This is a genomic window from Pseudomonas sp. LBUM1661, from assembly GCF_059695925.1.
The window spans coordinates 720,695-738,704 of sequence record NZ_CP166794.1 but is presented as its reverse complement, the minus strand read 5'-3'; the positions used below and the strand labels follow the sequence as shown (position 1 = coordinate 738,704).

At 48.1% G+C, this 18,010-nt stretch carries 17 protein-coding genes and 1 pseudogene; 10 read left to right on the top strand and 8 right to left on the bottom strand.

The genetic code is table 11. From position 1 onward, the window contains the following. The first annotated feature begins 92 nt into the window (after positions 1–92). The 4 genes from ACA057_RS03330 to ACA057_RS03315 all read left to right on the top strand — a co-directional run bounded on the left by ACA057_RS03330 (position 93) and on the right by ACA057_RS03315 (position 3,249). A complete protein-coding gene (locus tag ACA057_RS03330) occupies positions 93–1,301 on the top strand; it encodes a D-alanyl-D-alanine carboxypeptidase family protein (protein ID WP_497345923.1) in 1,209 nt (402 codons plus the stop codon). A 66-nt stretch (positions 1,302–1,367) separates the two neighbouring features. Beyond that, positions 1,368–1,664, top strand: coding sequence for a DUF6388 family protein (locus tag ACA057_RS03325; RefSeq protein WP_497345921.1), 297 nt, complete (start codon positions 1,368–1,370; stop codon positions 1,662–1,664). A gap of 26 nt (positions 1,665–1,690) precedes the next feature. Then, positions 1,691–2,221, top strand: a complete 531-nt coding sequence (gene ppa, locus ACA057_RS03320) for an inorganic diphosphatase (RefSeq protein ID WP_497345919.1) — start codon at positions 1,691–1,693, stop codon at positions 2,219–2,221. A gap of 518 nt (positions 2,222–2,739) precedes the next feature. Next, the gene (locus ACA057_RS03315; RefSeq protein ID WP_497345917.1) at positions 2,740–3,249 is read left to right on the top strand and encodes a YkgB family protein; all 510 of its coding nucleotides are present in this window, start codon (positions 2,740–2,742) and stop codon (positions 3,247–3,249) included. A gap of 43 nt (positions 3,250–3,292) precedes the next feature. Here the strand turns inward: ACA057_RS03315 and ACA057_RS03310 are convergent. Continuing rightward, positions 3,293–4,137 (bottom strand): annotated as a pseudogene (locus ACA057_RS03310) (AraC family transcriptional regulator). A gap of 315 nt (positions 4,138–4,452) precedes the next feature. Here ACA057_RS03310 and ACA057_RS03305 point away from each other — a divergent pair. Next, positions 4,453–5,364 carry a YeeE/YedE thiosulfate transporter family protein gene (locus ACA057_RS03305; protein WP_497345915.1) on the top strand — a complete coding sequence of 304 codons (912 nt, stop codon included), beginning with the start codon at positions 4,453–4,455 and terminating at the stop codon, positions 5,362–5,364. A 468-nt stretch (positions 5,365–5,832) separates the two neighbouring features. Here ACA057_RS03305 and ACA057_RS03300 read toward each other — a convergent pair whose 3' ends face one another. The 5 genes from ACA057_RS03300 to ACA057_RS03280 all read right to left on the bottom strand — a co-directional run bounded on the left by ACA057_RS03300 (position 5,833) and on the right by ACA057_RS03280 (position 9,132). Beyond that, entirely contained in the window at positions 5,833–5,991 is a 159-nt protein-coding gene (locus ACA057_RS03300) for an ATP-binding cassette domain-containing protein (protein ID WP_497349799.1), read from the bottom strand. Between the two features lie 55 nt (positions 5,992–6,046). After that, positions 6,047–7,336, bottom strand: coding sequence for a sensor domain-containing diguanylate cyclase (locus ACA057_RS03295; RefSeq protein WP_497345913.1), 1,290 nt, complete (start codon positions 7,334–7,336; stop codon positions 6,047–6,049). After that, the gene (locus ACA057_RS03290) at positions 7,333–7,701 is read right to left on the bottom strand and encodes a phosphonate transporter (RefSeq protein ID WP_172792149.1); all 369 of its coding nucleotides are present in this window, start codon (positions 7,699–7,701) and stop codon (positions 7,333–7,335) included. Before ACA057_RS03290 ends, ACA057_RS03295 begins: the two co-directional genes overlap by 4 nt. A 379-nt stretch (positions 7,702–8,080) precedes the next feature. Further along, a complete protein-coding gene (locus tag ACA057_RS03285; RefSeq protein ID WP_497349797.1) occupies positions 8,081–8,449 on the bottom strand; it encodes an abortive infection family protein in 369 nt (122 codons plus the stop codon). Positions 8,450–8,577: 128 nt separating this feature from the next. Continuing rightward, positions 8,578–9,132, bottom strand: a complete 555-nt coding sequence (locus ACA057_RS03280) for a hypothetical protein (protein WP_497345910.1) — start codon at positions 9,130–9,132, stop codon at positions 8,578–8,580. Between the two features lie 587 nt (positions 9,133–9,719). On the opposite strand from ACA057_RS03280, the gene ACA057_RS03275 reads away from it, so the two are divergent. Continuing rightward, positions 9,720–10,946, top strand: coding sequence for a hypothetical protein (locus tag ACA057_RS03275; protein ID WP_497345908.1), 1,227 nt, complete (start codon positions 9,720–9,722; stop codon positions 10,944–10,946). 53 nt (positions 10,947–10,999) lie between these two features. Here the strand turns inward: ACA057_RS03275 and umuC are convergent, their stop codons facing one another. Together umuC and ACA057_RS03265 are read right to left on the bottom strand one after the other, a co-directional pair. Then, a complete protein-coding gene (gene umuC, locus ACA057_RS03270) occupies positions 11,000–12,280 on the bottom strand; it encodes a translesion error-prone DNA polymerase V subunit UmuC (protein WP_497345906.1) in 1,281 nt (426 codons plus the stop codon). After that, positions 12,267–12,698: a LexA family protein gene (locus tag ACA057_RS03265; RefSeq protein ID WP_497345904.1), complete on the bottom strand. Its 432-nt coding sequence runs from the start codon at positions 12,696–12,698 to the stop codon at positions 12,267–12,269. Before ACA057_RS03265 ends, umuC begins: the two co-directional genes overlap by 14 nt. A gap of 99 nt (positions 12,699–12,797) precedes the next feature. On the opposite strand from ACA057_RS03265, the gene ACA057_RS03260 reads away from it, so the two are divergent. From ACA057_RS03260 to ACA057_RS03245, 4 genes are all read left to right on the top strand, one after another. Further along, positions 12,798–13,493, top strand: a complete 696-nt coding sequence (locus ACA057_RS03260; protein WP_497349795.1) for an SOS response-associated peptidase family protein — start codon at positions 12,798–12,800, stop codon at positions 13,491–13,493. 553 nt (positions 13,494–14,046) lie between these two features. Then, positions 14,047–15,258: an ABC-three component system protein gene (locus tag ACA057_RS03255; protein ID WP_497345902.1), complete on the top strand. Its 1,212-nt coding sequence runs from the start codon at positions 14,047–14,049 to the stop codon at positions 15,256–15,258. Continuing rightward, entirely contained in the window at positions 15,255–15,827 is a 573-nt protein-coding gene (locus ACA057_RS03250; protein ID WP_497345900.1) for an ABC-three component system middle component 4, read from the top strand. Before ACA057_RS03255 ends, ACA057_RS03250 begins: the two co-directional genes overlap by 4 nt. 2 nt (positions 15,828–15,829) lie before the next feature. Further along, complete coding sequence (locus ACA057_RS03245; RefSeq protein WP_497345898.1) at positions 15,830–17,803, top strand: AAA family ATPase; 1,974 nt, start codon at positions 15,830–15,832, stop codon at positions 17,801–17,803. Positions 17,804–18,010 lie beyond the last annotated feature (207 nt).

Here is an 18,010-nt window from a genome sequence, read left to right as displayed (position 1 = left end):
ATTAAATTTAACTTAATCCAGCTTAATTTTGAGGCTCGACGCCCTGAGGGCTAGCTTGACACCACTTTATGTTGATCTAGGGCCTCTTCCTTGTGAAATACCTGTTGTCCCCGCTTGTGCTAACCGTGTTCTGTCTAACGATGCATGTAGTCTTCGCTAACCATGCGCTGGCTGAAACTAACGCGCCAAGAGCGATGATCCCCGCCGCGCCAAAGCTCGGGGCTAAAGCCTGGATTCTGATCGACGCGGCTACGGGAAGCGTCATTACCAGTCACAACAGCGATAAGCGACTACCTCCTGCAAGCCTGACAAAAATGATGACGGCGTTTGTCGCCACACGTGAGATCAAGGCCGGGCGCATGAAAGATGATGACAGCGTCTCTATTAGCGAAAACGCCTGGCGCACGGGTGGCTCACGAATGTTTCTCGACCCGGGCAGTTCGGTTTCTGTTCACGACTTGCTGAGCGGTGTGATCATTGACTCTGGTAACGACGCAAGCGTTGCACTCGCCGAACATGTGGCTGGAAGTGAGGGCGCCTTCGTCGGGATGATGAATTCGACTGCATCTGTATTCGGCATGAGTAACACGCACTTTGTGAATTCCACCGGGCTGCCTGACCCAGAGCATTATTCATCTGCCCGCGATATGGCTTTGTTGGCGCGGGCAATCATCAGCCAAGAGGCTAACTCTTACGCGCTTTACTCCAAAAAACACTTTTCTTGGAACGGCATTCGACAAGCCAACCGCAATCTACTTTTATGGCGCGACTCAAGCTTTGACGGATTGAAGACTGGCCATACTGAGGCCGCTGGTTATTGCATGGTGGCTTCGTCGCACCGAGCTGGGCGACGCTTGATAAGTGTGATATTTGGCGCCAGCAGCGCGCATAAACGCACGGCAGAGACGGAAAAGCTCATGGGCTATGGTTTTCGCTTCTACGACACCCAAACCTACAAAAAAGCAGGGGAAATACTCACGTGGTCTGCACTCTGGAAGGGTAAAGAACGATTGATCGCCTTGGGATTGTTGGACGATATGACCCTCACATTACCCAAGAATGAAAATCGTGAAGTAGAGACACGTCTGGAGATTGACGGACCACTTGAAGCGCCTATCTCTGCTGGCACCGTCGTTGGAAGACTGGATCTGTACGATGCTGAGCAAAAACTGGGCAGCCTACCACTGGTAGCACTTGAAGACGGTGAACCGGGTGTTTGGTGGAAACGTTGGTGGGACACAATGCATCTGTTTTTTTACCAAACGATCCGCGGTTGGTTCGATGAGCCGCAGATTGCATGACCGTGGCAAAGGCGTCCTCACACTGGGAAGAAAATGCCCAGACGACTCACAGGGCCGGAGTAGCTGATGAACTCGGATGACTTGCGAAGAGAATTAGCGCTGTCGAAGTTCTTCAATGGCGACTCATCACTCAACGACGCCGTCCAAGGACTGAGTCCGGACGATAAAAAATTCTGCATCGAGTCGGCCTTTGAACAAGAGGCCATGCGGCTGGGGATCGAGGTATGGGAGCTAACGCTTACATTGATTTCAGAGTCGCCCGAAGAACTGAAAAATTTGACCCTGGAGTTTCATCGAGAGGTGGCAGAAATGGTAGAAATGGAGTGGGAGGAGTATTGCAAACTGAATGGGATTAATGGGTAGTCTTCTTAAGTCATTGGAGTACGAATATGAGTTATGAAGATTTTTCAGCAGGTCACGAAATTCCCGATGATTTTTTTACGGTCATCGATATCCCTGCAAACCATTCTCCAGTTAATTACGAGGTGGATAAACTAAGTGGGCAGATTTTCGTCGAACGCTTCCTCAGTACAGCAACGCTCTATCCGGCGTACTACGGATTTATTCCAAATACGCTATGTGATGATGGCGATCCTCTGGACGTACTGGTGATTTGCCCTTACCCAGTATCGCTTGGCGTTGTTGTTCGCAGTCGACCAGTTGGTGTTATGTACACAACGAACGAAACCGGCCCGGGAGCCAATATAATAGCGGTCCCGCACGAGAAGCTTAGCGCCTTGTACAGCAACGTGAAGGAATGGGAAGACCTTCCCGTACTACTGCTCGCCCAGATCCAGCATTATTTCGAAAACTCCAGAGTGTTGGAGCCGGGCAAGTGGGTGAAGATGGGCCGCTGGGGGAGCGCAGATGAAGCGAGGGAACAGATTCGCAAGTCGGTAGCCACCTATGTCAAAAGCTAGATTTTGGAACTCCTGAGTCAAAGTGACATATCCATACCTATGATGTGGAACATAAGCGGGCTTAGGCCGATGGCACATTTGCAGTCTCCGCCACCGTTTACTTCATTTTTATCATCCCTGATTGCGTAGACACATGTTTGCGTCAACTTGTGGTTCTATTTGCGCATTATCGCCAGCGACAGATTTTGCTGAGTTCCGCCCTTGCTGACCGACAGCTATGGATCGATTTTAGTCAGTCGCTACAGGTAGAAATCCGCTTTAGCCATCAGTGCAACCCTGAGGCGGGCGATTGGGGGCGCATACCGCAACGCTCTCAAAGTGCCAAGGCCGTTTTAATGGTGACGCTTTACAACACAGCGATCGTTTTAGACCTGGATGAGTCAAGACGATCTGCACCGAACGCAATACGTTCAAACGCCACGAGCGTGAAAGCAAAGGCGACACTGTCTCTACTCCAATCGCACACCGCGCAGGGTTGCTGATTAGCGTTCCTCACCACACTCTTGGAAGCATTGATCATGAAAACCTTCGGAATCGAGACCCACGAAACCAACAGCGCCCAACCCCGTTCAACGCTTGGGTTAAAAACCATGGCGCTTGGTATCTATGGAGCCTATTTTGCGCTATCCGTCATTTACTTCTGGTTCGGCGGGATGAAGTTCACGCACTACGAAGCGCTCGGGCTGGTTCCTCTGGTGAGCAACAGCCCTTTCGTGGGTTGGGTTTACAACATTTTCAGTGTCGACACCTTCTCTAATCTGCTTGGCGTCCTGGAGGTCTCGATCGGTACGCTGATTGCAGGTCGCTTGCTCTCACCGAAGCTTTCTTTGATAGGTGGCGCGCTGTCTGCCGGGCTGTTTTTCACCACATTGAGCTTCATGTTCTCGACCCCCGGCGTGATCGAGCCCGGCCTCGGTTTTCCCGCTATTTCAGTCGTTCCAGGCCAGTTTTTACTCAAAGACATCGGGTTACTTGCCGCCTCGATATTTGTGGCCGGCCATTCTCTGACGGCGATAGAACGCCGTTGAGCCGATGACTGCCCACGGAATGGCCTGAAGCAGTTCGATACGTTCAGGTCAATGCCCGATTTTCTCCGCCTGCCAAGTCTTTAATCCATTCCTGAGGACTGTAGCCAGTCTTGCGTCGAAACGCGCGTGCAAGTGCCGAGGGACTTTCATAACCGACTTCGGCGGCGATCAGTGTAATCGACCGGCCTTCACGAAGACGCTTCTGCGCCAGACTGATACGCCAACTCAACAGATAATCGGCGGGCGTCTGCCCGATAACAGCCCGGAAATGCACTGCGTAAGCCGCGCGAGACATGTTCGATTCGCTCGCCAGTCCCGCAATTGACCAAGCAAGATGAGGTGCGTTGTGAATCTGCGAAAGAGAGCGCGACAACCTCGGGTCAGCCAGTCCAGCCATCATCCCAGTATGCAACTGGCGGTGATCAAGTAGATGTCGAAACAACAGGATGACCAGCAGTTCGAACAACCGTTCCAGCGCTGCCTCCTTACCACAATGCGAGCCCGCCGCCTCGCGGAACATCCATTTCAGCGTATCGGCCAGCATTGGCAGGTCATCCAGGGAAAGCACCAGACAGTCGGGTAATGAAGCCGACAGCGGGTTATCGCCCCCCCCCCAAACTCCATCGATGCACACAACAACTGAGCGCCCTCGGACTCACCGGCAAACAGTTGATGCCGGCTGGGACGCGGCATAAAAATCAGGCTGGGCCGGGTCAGCAGTACCCCCCCTCCATCGGCTCCCAGTAAATTAACACTGCCAGCCTGTAGTAGGTGGATATAGCCACGTCCTTCAGCGCCGTCGTAAGACGCCAAGCCGCACTGTTTGCCGTTGAAAAACAGGTTTGCGCGCACGCCGAACTGCGACAACAAGGTAGACAAGCGATCCATGGGCAATCTCTTGGCAAGAAACACACGATCGGATCATAACACCGACGAAATTCACACCATCGTGGCTCCGATGCTGTACTACCTGTTTGCCCATCATCAATTCATCTTTGCTTGAAGTGACGGTCGCTCAGGGTCGATTGCTGCCTCTGACGAAGGGTTGCAATCGGCCAGGCGCAGTCATTCAATCTCTACGAAACCAGAGGGCGATACAAAGCGACCGTCAGCTTTCAACTGTGCCCGATACACAGGTAGCCTGATCGAGGGCTACGCTAATGCTTGGTAAGGCCCGGTCCAAATCAGCGGTGGCGCACGAACATGGTTTTCTCTTTATTGATGGCGTTGGTATTAGCGTTCCTGATTGGCTGGGTTTCGCAGCGCATGGGCATGTGCCTTGTCAAAGCGAGCGAACAATTGCTGGCGGGGCGCCCGACGTTGTTTGTAGCACTGACATCTTGTGGATTGTTCGGGTTGCTGCTGGCCCCGCTCTATCGTTTCTCCGAGGTCAGCCTGCCACTGTACTCGCCGGGTATTTCCTATCCTTTACTGGTTTTGGGAGGCTTGTTGTTCGGGGTGGCATCGGTGGTGAACAACGGTTGCAGCGTAGGTACGCTGACCAGGTTTGCCTGTGGCAATTTCAATAAACTGTTCACAATGTTCGGCTGGGTCTTGGGGATCGTGCTCTGGTATTACATGCGCATGATGCCCGAACAGAAGACCATTCTGATGCCGGAAATTTCCAGCCGCCATTACTGGCTGTTGATCGCTGTAGTGGCGCTGGTGCTGATTTTTTTGGTCTGTATACATGGTAATAAACACCTGGTTTTCTCCAGCATGCTGCTGGGTGCGTTGACGAGTGCGCTCTATACGTTCGAGCCGTTATGGACACCGAGTGTGTTCTTTTACAACGTTTCACAGTTGTTCTGGCAAGCCGATATGGCAATCAGCGCCCGGCGTATTGCTGTGTTTTTCATGTTGCTGGCAGGCATGCTGAGTTTTACCGTGTACAGGAAAATGTTCCGTTTCGAGGCCATTACCCCATCAAAGGCTGGCGTTCATTTGTTGGCGGGTATTTTGATGGGGATTGGGGCTTCGATGATGCTCGGCGGTAACGACTCGCAAATATTGTTGGTGTTTCCAACACTGAGCCTTGCTTCAAGCATTCCAATGGTGTCGATTGCCACAGGCATTCTGGTGTCATTGTGGTGCAAAAAACGCTTTACGAATTGAACACCCTCAAAATAGTTCCGCTTTTGACTCAATAATATAGACAGTGATGACAGACAGAAACAGCCCAAAGCGGCCATTCAAGTTACCCAAATTAGATTCATACCCGAAAGATTCACATCGACAAACAGCTTGAACTTGCGGCTTGAATTGAAAGGTGGAACACAAGGCAATAGGCCCTTCTGATGAGCGGCCCGCCCCTACTTGGACAGTAGAAAACGCAAAGGTGAGTGATGCATAGAGAGATCCGTGTCTTTCCAAACTCCTGAACGAGCTTAGCTAGATGTCTTTCAAAGATTCTTCGGTCACGCTTTTCCCCGCCAACACGGAAACGATGTCCCTACGCGAAGCTTAAACACCTGGGTCGCCATCTGGATGGCTTCCACTGTGTTCTATTCCAATAGCGGGACAGGCGTATTACGCGATAGGATCTATCGAAGGGTATCTAGGCACAGCCTCGTTTATTTTCGGTTAAATCTCCATTGTCGGCTCATCCCAAATCAAAAACTTCGGACAGGACATCATGGCCTTGGTAATGGGCGGCATTTGTTGCTCGCCGCCAGACATGGCGTCAGCCTGCTGCTTACGTCTTTCTTTCAGTATAGGGAACAGATGGCACATATCCTCGATATCTTCAGCTATGGCTTTGCGACCTATCTCTTGTTAACCAACAGGATGCCATCAATTAGCAGTCATCAATATCAACTATACAGTTTCTACCCCTGGATTTTGCTTGATAGAGCGCGCTATCGGCTGAGACTAACAACTGCTTGAGAGTGGATCGCGATTCATTCATCGAGGCACACCCAATACTGACTGTGATTTTGATTTCTTCATCACCAGCATCGACACTAGATACTTCAATGCTGCTCCTTAGTCGCTCAGCAATCACTGAAGCCTCGACGCTATTACTCTTAGGCAACATGATAATAAATTCTTCGCCTCCAAACCTAGCTATAGTATCTCCGGGGCGAAGAACTCCCTCGGCAATTTTGACTATAGACTTAAGAACTTCGTCGCCAATGGGATGCCCCCAGCTATCATTAACTTGCTTGAAATGATCGGCGTCTAGCATGATTATCGATATTGAGTGCTCGTATCGACTTGCCCGAGCTAACTCTTTCTCTGCCAAGTTGAAAAAGTGAGCGCGATTAACTGCACCTGTGAGGTGGTCCTTAGTGAGCAAATTGGCCAGATTATCACTCGACACTTTTCGCTCAGTGATATCTCGAAATACAACGGTATAGCCAGAAAACTCATCACTTTCGTCGCGCAAAACGGCAATCATTGCTTGAGCAAAAAAATTGTGTCCTGATTTGTGCTGGCAAAGATAGTCTCGTGAATGCCAACCTTCTTCACGTGCAAATGTAAGTTGTTCCTTCAAAACATCAACTTCCAAGGCGGACAAGCTATAGAAGCGGCCCAACGTCTCACCAATAGCCTCGGATTCCGTGTAACCGGTTAAACGCTCTGCCGAAGGGCTCCAACTATTAATTACTCCCTGCTTGGTCAAGCCGAGGACTGCGAAATCGTTAACAATCGTATAGATGGCGTCCAGCCATGAGTCTGTCTGCCTTAGTCTCCTTTCAGTTGCAACTTGAGAAGAGATATCAGTCAGAACTGTTATCAGTACCTCGTCGTTGACCTTTACAATAGTACACGCGAGTACAATACCTCCGTCGGCTGCGGACGACACGTGGATTCTATGATTTACACATATTGATCCGCACGACTCTCTAAAACTCGTTACAAGGTTACGTAACTCAGGCGCCACTGAAGCAAGCGTCTCAAATAAGTTTTCAAGTCCTAGGGACTTAACTAACGGCATTAACAATTGAGTTGCCATGGGATTGAGCATGTCAATCTTGCCGTATGGGTCGGTTCTTACCAACCCTACGGGCGATAGATACATAAATGACACTAGTGCCTCATACTCTGATTCAATTGAACCATTGTCTTGTTCATCACTAATCATTTTGAAGCTGCCCGATCAACTAATAGAAAGCGGGTGCTAGCATCACTTTCTTTAAGCAGTCTTAACCTAACGGGGATTGGCCGCATTCTAAGCGCCAGAACGTAAGAAATGATCACGTCTAACGCAGTTTCATTCTCAAATCTGTGAGCGACCATAGCGTTATTCATGCATGGCGCAATTTCCAAAAATAAATTCTTACCTAAAACACGTTCCTGTCGTAAGGCAGCGCTTTTAGCTTCAAAAGCATTGTAGATTACAACTTCCGAAGCGTCGTTAAAGCCAATTATGCCGAAATTCAGAGTATCTAGCTGATCAGGCGCGCCCAACAATGCTTGTATCGATGTTTCTTCGAATGTAAGATTCATTTCCACACTCACTCGCAAAGTATAACATTAATATTTAAAAGCCCAGACGCGCTATACTCAACCTTCCATATAGCAACAACCCCGCTCTAGCATTAAATTATAAAGTACGGATAGCCACCTTCCAAATTAATATCCCCCCTGCTCCAATGTTTCATATCTCAAGCGCCCACCTTTGAGGCGTTTCAAAAAGAGTCTACTATCAAATCAAGAATAGCTACTCATTTTTATTATGCCGCCCACCAACTGCATATTAGCCAATGCCTGACTGTCACCTTGGGGTTGGTTGGGTGCACTCGAATTGCTGTTTTGGGTCGATTTCTGCCCGTGGCTGCTGACAGCAATTGGCAACTCCCTTCGCTGAAGTTATTTATCCGCCCCCTTATTGAGCAATGCCCCACTCAATCACCGTTCTTTGCCTCCCATGTGGCGAGCAAAAAAACGCAGTCGAGCCGGCAAGATTCACTGCCAGTTCAGCATGGCGTGGGGCGGCCTTCGCCCCGCCCTTTCCTTTTCCGTGGGCATAGCTCAAACGATTCCGAAGCGCCCCCAACCCCTCTATAACTGCTGTGCAGCCACCAAGGATTTGCTTGAACACAACCTCATCATGCTGTGCCTTCGTCAGATTTAGAAGCGTAGCAGTTTGCTTGTAGAGCTTGTTCAGGTCAGTAGTCGTCTCATGGTCGCTCGTTCCGGCTTCGTCAAGAATGTGTTTGCATACCGACTTCAGGAGCGTTCGAGCCATTGTGATAGCTCCCTCGGCATCAGTTGAGCGCCTTTCAAGCGCCTTTGTCCAAGCGATCCGAACGTGCTCAGCGTCAATGCGGTCCAGCGTCTATACATTCGCCTATAGCGTAGCTTTGGCTTGTCGAACGAACATCACGGAATAAAATAATCAGGGCGAACGTCTTCAGGAGAAACTAGCCCTGCGGGCACGTAACTGCGAACTCCGAGCTTCCAGTGATGATTTATGTTCCTCACATACTCATCGGTTACCACTGGCATCATTTCCGCTTGAAACGTCTCCCTATCAAAAATTTTAATGATGACGTTCCACCAACACGGGTCTTCTGCGACGCCGAAAACGTCATCCCATTCCCGTTTAAACTCCTCCAATCTAACCAGCTCACTTCCAGCATCAACCACCAACGTTACGCTACCCGATCGCGCACAGACAAACAGCACTGGAGACAAAACTCCTCTGGCTAAAGCGTCTTCCAGCCACAGGAACAAATTGGGCTCACTCAGCGCACACCACGCCACTCCTATCCGCTGAATGCTCCTGACCATTAACGGTTTTCCGTCCGCAGTTTGCCACTGAACAGCCTGCAAGATGCTGTAGCCACAATGTTCGTCATCAATGAAAGGCCCGCTTTGCTCGTACTCTGTAAAGAAAAACCTAGAATACCGAGAATATTCACTTCTGATTAACATAGCTTCGTGCCCGTTCTTAATAGCTACGAGCAATACAAGACCATAGCTTGAAAAATTTCAAGAATGTTCAATCGGATAACTTGGCTTGCACCTCTCACGACACCGACTATCGGGAAATTTGGAATAATCTGTCTTTTATTGCGCACCCAATAACAGCGCAAATTGTTTGTCTAATAAACGCCCCTCATTTTTCGCGCATCGAGATAAGCGCTACCATCATGCAGATCAATTAGTTACATATCATGACAAAACTCAAACCAACAAGATTATCAACCAATTAATAAACCAGAAAACATCATCTCCTGTTTTTTCGGCTTTGGGTACACCTTGACGATTCGCGCACACTGAACTTTCATTCAAAAGTATACTGGCTAACCAATGAGCGATTGACATGACAGTCCCAAAAAACCCGCAGACGCATGATACCCGGAGTTCCATCGAAGAACTCGAATCAAAACGCCTCCTCGCCTTCCGACTCCCATTGAAACACTCAGACATCAACCAAAAAATCAGTCGTATGACCGGGCACATGGCGCCACAGAATTTGGGCTTGTACTTCTTCTTGACCACGCAAGGTAGCGAAGAGGATGAGTAGCTCTAAATGGATGCTACATCACTTTAATGACCTTGACGTGGACACTGATTGCAGAACCGCTCCAGCTTGGTATTACGAGGCGGCGGAAATACTGCTACTGGACTACGAAGGGGAAGCCTTCCTTGCCTTATACTCCGTAATGAAATTTGGTGGGTTATCTCCGCTATACCCTCTAGTACACGGGGATTGCAGCGGCTACGGTTATAGCGCTGCATTGCTCTTCAAAGCGGGTAGCATCTACCCTACCGGCAAATACATTATGCGTGAGAGGTTGCCATACAAGCCAATGGCGATTGCCTTGCTCAAGTCAGAACTGATCACTGCGGGAGCGCTGGAGGAACCTCAATCTATAATTAGAAACTATGACATGGAGTTAAAGACTGACGATTTACGTGACCTGGATATCGGTCAGGATACCGCTATCGAATACATCCAATCTGAAATCGATGCTATTGCTGACACCCAAAATCGCCCACAACCATCAGAGGTCACTTACGATAGCCCGATATTGTACTGGCAGCCTACCTCGATCGAGACCAAAAACCCCATTACTCTCTACAACGCATTGAGCTTTTCATTTCATAAACTGCGTTTGCCAGCTATTCGATTATTCGGTACTGCCGTAGAAAATTGCCATATATCAAAAGTATACTTTATAATCGATAGACGGGATTACGCAGAATCCATTCAGAATCTGGCAACTGGAATTTATCATGCGCACTCAAATTGCTCGGGATTAGCTTTCTCTCAACTGGGACTTTTAGACGCAAGAATCATAATCACAGATGAATTGCTCTCTCCGGCAGACCAGCCATTGACCATAGAAGAAATAGAGCAATATCACCCTAATGCCATAGTCCCAGCGGTAGACAATCTGACAGTATTTGATTCAAAGATTGATGCAAAAATTTCAGAGGCTATAGAAGCAGCAATAAAAGATGGCAATAATGCTGCGATTGATTTCCGTAAAGCTCATGGTGAACCTAGCTGGCCCTGTGGCGGTGCGCATTCAGAAACTTTTCAGGTCACACACCCAATAGTTCAGCATATGATTCGGAGCGGGCTAGTTAAAACATACGATGATTATGCAGTTTTACATCTACAGGGGATGCATAGTTCAATGTCTCGATACCTGAACGAGGCGGCCTGCACCGCTGCGTGTGAAACCCTAACACGCCGCTTGGGGGTCTCGTTCTATATGTCTGGGTACGATGATTAGCGAGCCATCGAGACATATTCAATATGGCTTTAAGCAACTCGAACGCCTCTAGTTCATAGAGATTTGACGATCCATAACTGATCGAGTTTTGTAGTAAAGCTTTGGCTCATCAAATCCCGCCGCATAGACCATTGTGGATTTGCTGGAACGCTTGCTGCACGCAATGTCCCTCGCCCCCACCTGCCATTAATTTCATCAAGAACACCCATCACCTTGCCCACCGCAGTAGGTTGCGAATAGGCGAACAAGTCATCGGTAAACTCACCGGGCTGGCGCAGATCCATGAGTAACACCTCTGCTTTGCTGTATTTGAACCCAAACCGGAACAGCCGATTGACTGCCTCAGTTGCGGCCTTCGTCATCAACCTTACGTCATTGGTGGGATACGGTAGCTCGACCAATGCGCCGTTTGCATACTTCGCTTCTTCTGGGTTGAACATTCCAGTGCGGATACTGACTCGTATCTTTTTGCAGAGAGAGTTCTGCGCCCGAAGCTTCTCGGCAGCACGCTGGGTGTATGTCGCCACCGCCTCCTTGATTGGCTCGATGTTTGTTAGGCGAGTCCCAAACATTCGACTGCAACAGATTTCCTGTTTCGGTGGGTCGGCCTCCCCAAGCTCCAGGCAAGGAGTACCGGCAAGCTCGCGAGCGGTCTTCTCAATGACCACGCTGAACTTCTGCCTAAGCATCCTTGGATCAGATTTGGCTAGATCCATGGCCGTCCTGATGCCCAGACATTCAAGATGTGCCTTCATTCGTTTTCCAACGCCCCAGACTTCACTCACATCTGTGTTGCGCAGCGTCCAATCGCATTTGAACTGATCGCAGAGGTCCACCACTCCGCCCGTCTTATCGAGCAGACGTTTAGCGGTGTGGTTGGCCAATTTCGCAAGGGTTTTGGTACGAGCAATTCCCACACCAACAGGTATGCCTGTTTGCTTGAAAATCGTTGCGCGGACTTTGCGACCGAATGCTGTCAGATCACCGGGTATCCCCGTGAGATCCGCAAACGCTTCGTCGATGCTGTAAACCTCAAGTGCAGGTACTAGTGACTCGATGATGGTCATCACACGCTCGCTCATGTCTCCATAAAGCGCATAGTTGCTGCTGAATGCCACCACGCCGTTACGACGAAGGTGGTCTTTGATCTGAAAGTATGGCGCCCCCATCTTCACGAAGGGTTTCGCGTCATACGAACGCGCGATGACGCAGCCGTCGTTATTTGACAGCACCACGATGGGCGTCTTTGCAAGATCCGGCCGAAAGACACGTTCACAGCTCGCGTAAAAGCTGTTGCAGTCGATCAGTCCGAAGACCGGTTCAGGTTTTTTCATGAGTGCGCACGCTGTACTTCACCACACCCCAGATTAATAGCTCGTCGCCCTCCATAACGTGCCGCGCAGGGTACTTCGGATTTTCGGACATCAAAATCACTTCGTGCTGACGCATATGCAGACGCTTGCAAATGGGCTCTGAATTTAGCGCTGCGATCACGATGTCACCGTGCTCCGCGTACACGCTACGGTCGACGATCACCAGGTCTCCCCCATAGATGCCGGCTCCCTGCATGCTGTCGCCCTCGATCTTGACGAGATACACATGAGGCGCCCGGATGTTGAACAGTTCATCGAGTGAGATGTGCTTTTCAATGTGATCGGCCGCAGGGGATGGAAAACCCGCCGGTACCTGGAAGGAATAGAAAGGGAGCTTCTCGCCGCCAGACGATAGCGGTCCTAGGAAGGTGATGCTCATGAGACACGCTCTGCGCTGGATTACTGTATATGTATACAGTTAACGATTTGCCTCGCTTGAGGTCAATCTCATATGAAGAAAATTTCGACGGGTGACCGCATGTGCGGGCGTTATTCGATCTACGAGTCCATGGACCACTACCTCAAGGAGCTGGCGCCTAAGCAGCTCATCATCAACGGCTACGACCTCTGGCCTATAGAGCGCTACAACGTTGCTCCAACGACCCGCGTGGAGATTATTCGGCCGGTGGAGGACGGGCTAAGCATCGACAAGGTGCGCTGGGGATGGTCGCCATTCTGGGCAAAGGGGAAGCGGCCTGATCCAATAAATGCCAGAGTCGAGACCGTGATGACAGGAAAGTTCTTCAAGGAGCTTTGGCCACATGGCCGGATGCTTGCGCCGGCAAATGGCTGGTTCGAGTGGGTGAAAGACCCAACAGACCCGAAAAAGAAACAGCCGTATTTCATCAGGCTCAGGGATGAGCGACCGATGTTCTTCGCTGCACTCGGCCACGTTCGACCTGGGCTAGAACCGGACGAGCGAGACGGTTTTGTGATTATCACGGCTGATAGCGACCAAGGAATGGTCGACATCCATGACCGCCGTCCCGTTGTCCTGAGGCCCGAGCATGCTCGGGAGTGGGTTGATCCGAATACCTCAGCACTACGCGCTGAGGAGCTTGCCAGGGAGTGCTGCCTGGATGTTTCGGAGTTCGTCTGGTATCCGGTTGGCAGGGAGGTGGGCAACGTGCGGAATCAGGGGGCTGAACTTATTGACCCACTGGTTGCTGAGTAGCAATGTTCACAGTCACTCACCATGCGATTGTGAGGCTCAACCACCGGACATTCCCCAAGTGATCAAAGGACGGTGTGTGCTCTAAGTGACGCTATTCGGCCTGCCAGTCGGATTCAAGCTGCCGAGATCCTTGCTCCTTTCAAAAAGAACGTATGTGCAGCAGATGGCCTTCCAGCACAGTGCTTGACCCTGTAGCTCGCAATCCGAGTCGCGCAGCTCGACATCAACCCCACGAGCCAGGTCTGATAAAAATCTTGGTCCCAATGGCCATATGGGCTCAACTGAGGTGAGCGCGATAATCACTAGCATGAATGATTTGATGCAGAATCAGATACGCGTGACGAGTCAAAGTGGTCATAGCGAGAAAAATCCAGATGGCGACTCGACTCTCTGATGGCAATTCGCCCCCAAAGAGCACTATGCTCGTGCCTTCGTATGGCCGGTAACGTGTTAAGGCGAACTCGCCAACACAGCCTCCAGAAACAATTTATCTGCCGACTCGCATCAATATTCGTGGCTACGGCCGTCGTCCACTCAGGAAAAGGACATCCAGATGAGCATGATCACATGGGTAAAAAAAGAGAACAAACCCAACGCGGTGATTTTCGTACACGGGCTAAAAGGAGGACAAGAAACCTGGTCTTTTGACGATAACGTCTCATTTCCAAATCTTTTAGCGGCCGACCCACAGCTCATCGACCGTTACGATATCGGTTGTTTCAATTATTTCACCACATTCACCTCATCGTACGGTGTTACCAAAGGTTTATTTGCGCGTCTGTTTAGCTCAAGAAAGAGTATCAGAACAAATCTTCCGATCACTGAAATCGCTCAACTGCTACGTACAGAATTTGAAGTCAATCTCGGTGATTACGAGAAAGTCATGGTCATAGCACACAGCATGGGCGGCCTGGTATCCAAAGCATGCATCCTTGGCCAGTTAGAGGAAACCCAATCAACGGCTGTTAAGGGGTTCATCTCTCTGGCAGTCCCCCACACGGGGGCGAAAATCGCAAACATGGCGTCCTTTATATCCTCGAACGTCCAACTTAGTGATCTTAATGTTTTGAGTGACGCGGTCTACCAGTTCAGCCGCGATTGGATTAATACGTCCACCCCGCCCCCTACGAAGTACATCTACGGTGCCCATGATAAATTTGTTGACAAAAAAAGCGCACTAGCAATTGAAAGTCTGAAAAAAGACTCTAGAGCGGTGGATGAAGATCACTCCAGCATCTGCAAACCTAAAAGTAAAGAAGAAACAGTCTATAAAGCGGTAGTTAAGTATATTCTGGAATTTGAAGCGGCATACAAAGCTCCGCTCGCGGTGCAGGACTTTAAAGACAACAATCAATATGATGATCATTTTTTTGTTCTTAAGATGGTCATAGCAGACGTTCATGAGGGCATTACAGGCAACGCAAAGGGATACTTCTTCAATGCGGAAGAAGCCAGAAAACTGTTTACCAGCGACCATGACAAAAAACTTCTAAGCGTACTATATGGAAAAGTAAGAGAAATTTATCGTCAAGAACACGAACACCATATTGCGAATAAGACTACTCCAGATCAGTTTGTGCAAAGAGTTCATGCCAAAATAATGAGCGAAGACGGTTCATACCTGAAAACTTTGTTGGCTGAGCTAGATGGTGTTCACAAAAAAGGCATGATCCACCAACTTGCCAACAAAGAGGATATTGATGTTGTATGGTCAGCGAATACGTGCCTTGAGGATGTACTGGCGAAAAAAGGGCCCTCACAATGAACCAAACACTACCATACCTACTGTTAGACGATGACTTTTCGCTAAATTATTCCTTGCTTGCACTGATAATTTATAAACTGGGAATGTCCTCCAAGAAAAATGCAGTGCTAGACTTCGAAAAAATTCAAGTATTTATATATCTTACAAAAAACCCATCAAAGATAAACGAAATACTGCGATTAGCAGGAAAAAAATTTGCACCAATCAACTCTCAGTACACCTACACAATTGAGAGTTTATCAACAAACGTGGACATACTCTTTGACCGATCTAAGCTTAAAGCTTTAATCAAAGAATTAGCGGCACGTGGAATGTTAGCATGCGATGACAAAACAGATCCGAATTCAATTAAGTACTTACTGAGCCCGACAGGAAGTTCTTTTGTAGAAAGCTTGATTAGCCCAACCCTCCACGATGCAGTAGCGAACTCGCAATCGACCTCAGCCAGTCAAGATAGCCAAAACTACTTCTCTTCAGTTCAAGAGTTAATAGACAGCCTCTCAGCTTTGCAAACGCAAACAACTAGCAAACTTTATTCATTTCTCAATGAAGCTTTCAAAAGGAATTGAAATTGAAATCTCACATTAGTATTAGCGGCTTGAATCTTGTAGGTTATCGAAAAATATATTCAATACCATTTTTTCCAGGTGTAAATATTATTTATGGCGATTCAGATACAGGCAAGTCGAGTATTTTAGAGTTTATAAACTATTTACTCGGCGCCAGCAGCATCGAACTCTCGGATGAAGTTAAGGCATCCATTGAATATGCCGCCCTAGAGCTGGAAATAAATGGTGCCTCCCTCACTATAAAGCGCAACATTTATGACCCGAAAGAATACATAGAAGTCTATCCATGTGTGTTTGAAAAATGCGCAGATTTCTTTCCAAAAAAATATTCACCTAATTTTACAGACACACAATCTCCTGATGGTTTTTTTTCCGATTTCTTGTTGGATAGCTTAGGCTTCCCGAAAGTGAAAATTAAAGTTTCACCGTCAAAAGCAGATTCTGAAGTAAAACGGCTCAGCTTTCGAAATCTATTTAAATATGTGTACGTCAACCAAGACGATGTCGGAAGCAAGAGCTTCTTAGATTTGAATAACTGGATAAAATCCACTACCAATCGTGAAGTCATTAAATACATTTTTAATGTGCTGGACTCAAGCATAGCAGAGCTAGAAGTCCAAATTGCAGAACAAACTCGCGAAAGCAAGAAACTCCTCAACAAATATACATCCGTTTCTGAGTTTTTGAGAGAGACGGGTTACGACAGTCAAACCTCCATTGATGATTCGATTACAACAATAGACAAAATAATAGATACATTAGAAATTGAATTTACAAAAATCAACAAATCTATGGTCGCCAGCTCTCAAAACCATACTGAACTTAAAGCTATTTTCAACGAACTATCACTGAATGAAAAACATGCAACGCAAGAAATTATCAAAACGAGAGCACAAATAGAAAAATACTCACGTTTGAAAAATGACTATGAAAATGACATCGAGAAAATAAATGGCATTATTCATGCGCAAACTAGAATTGGACAAACCACATCGCACGCTAACCCTTGTCCTGTCTGCGACGCGCCCATCGAGCCAACGCACGCAACGAATAGCTTTCAACCAGTTAACAGAGACACCTTGTCAGATGAGCTGAACTCCATTCAGAAGAAGAAGAAAAGCATACAGTCGCTCATTGATGAACTATCTTCTAAATCGCGCGACTTGTCTAAAGACCATGCAGCATATAATTCGGACCTGTCGCGCGCCAGAGAAATGTTAGACACCGAAAGTCAGGCAATGATCACGCCATATCTCACGCAACGAGATACTCTAGTTAAGGAAATAGCATCCAACAAAAAAGCTCGTGACTTCCTAGTTAATAACATCCGCGTTAGAAATCAACAGCAAAAAATCCATGATGCTTACGAAAACTTAAACCTCATAATTAAGCAACTAAACGAACGCCTAGCTGAACTTCGGGAGACAGCACCCAGTGTTGCAGAGGTGTTAGAGACGCTCGGAGATTACCTGAGCAAATACCTCAAGAAAGTAAACATTAAAAGACAAGAAGGGATTAGCATCAGCCCCAAAAGCTTCGCGCCTATTATCCGAGATCGCGACTACCTGAACATAACTTCGGGAGGACTTAGAACAATATCCTCCGTTGGCTTTATGATTTCTCTCCTAGAGTATGCGGTTGATTCAGAAATAAACCATCCTAGATTATTGATGATCGACACCGTAGGAAAGTATCTGGGAAAAACGACCAAAGAGAAATACCAGGATCAAACTAACGTACAGGAGGATACCCGCGAAGGTATTTCCGACCCCTTGAAGTATCAAAACATCTATGAGTATCTGCTCAGTGTGGCGACCAGAGCCGAAGAAAAAGACGTCCCATGCCAGATTATTTTGGTAGACAACGACGTTCCTGATACTTTTATCAATCGGTATAAGGCTTATATCGTTGCTCACTACAGTTCCACTGGCGAAAACGGGCTGAGCGTGGGGCTGATAGACGATATTGAACAATAAAACACATATAACTTAAGGATGAAGGGGCGGATTTTTTTCCCAATGATAATATATTCTCCCCTTTTTCCATCCCATCAGAGTTGACTTCCCTCGTCGGCAATGGCCAAGTACCTCCTAATTCATCGGGGAGAAGACTTGAGGCAATTAAATTTCACCGACTTCTTATTGCCGATCTTTGCCGATCCAATCGAAGCACGCGGTTCACAT

Excerpts from the sequence above, each read along its gene's own strand:
- ACA057_RS03325 (WP_497345921.1), top strand. The coding sequence starts at position 1,368 with ATGAACTCGGATGACTTGCGAAGAGAATTAGCGCTGTCGAAGTTCTTC.
- ppa (WP_497345919.1), top strand. The coding sequence starts at position 1,691 with ATGAGTTATGAAGATTTTTCAGCAGGTCACGAAATTCCCGATGATTTT.
- ACA057_RS03315 (WP_497345917.1), top strand. The coding sequence starts at position 2,740 with ATGAAAACCTTCGGAATCGAGACCCACGAAACCAACAGCGCCCAACCC.
- ACA057_RS03305 (WP_497345915.1), top strand. The coding sequence starts at position 4,453 with ATGGTTTTCTCTTTATTGATGGCGTTGGTATTAGCGTTCCTGATTGGC.
- ACA057_RS03295 (WP_497345913.1), bottom strand. The coding sequence starts at position 7,336 with ATGATTAGTGATGAACAAGACAATGGTTCAATTGAATCAGAGTATGAG.
- ACA057_RS03290 (WP_172792149.1), bottom strand. The coding sequence starts at position 7,701 with ATGAATCTTACATTCGAAGAAACATCGATACAAGCATTGTTGGGCGCG.
- ACA057_RS03280 (WP_497345910.1), bottom strand. The coding sequence starts at position 9,132 with ATGTTAATCAGAAGTGAATATTCTCGGTATTCTAGGTTTTTCTTTACA.
- ACA057_RS03275 (WP_497345908.1), top strand. The coding sequence starts at position 9,720 with ATGAGTAGCTCTAAATGGATGCTACATCACTTTAATGACCTTGACGTG.
- umuC (WP_497345906.1), bottom strand. The coding sequence starts at position 12,280 with ATGAAAAAACCTGAACCGGTCTTCGGACTGATCGACTGCAACAGCTTT.
- ACA057_RS03265 (WP_497345904.1), bottom strand. The coding sequence starts at position 12,698 with ATGAGCATCACCTTCCTAGGACCGCTATCGTCTGGCGGCGAGAAGCTC.
- ACA057_RS03260 (WP_497349795.1), top strand. The coding sequence starts at position 12,798 with ATGTGCGGGCGTTATTCGATCTACGAGTCCATGGACCACTACCTCAAG.
- ACA057_RS03255 (WP_497345902.1), top strand. The coding sequence starts at position 14,047 with ATGAGCATGATCACATGGGTAAAAAAAGAGAACAAACCCAACGCGGTG.
- ACA057_RS03250 (WP_497345900.1), top strand. The coding sequence starts at position 15,255 with ATGAACCAAACACTACCATACCTACTGTTAGACGATGACTTTTCGCTA.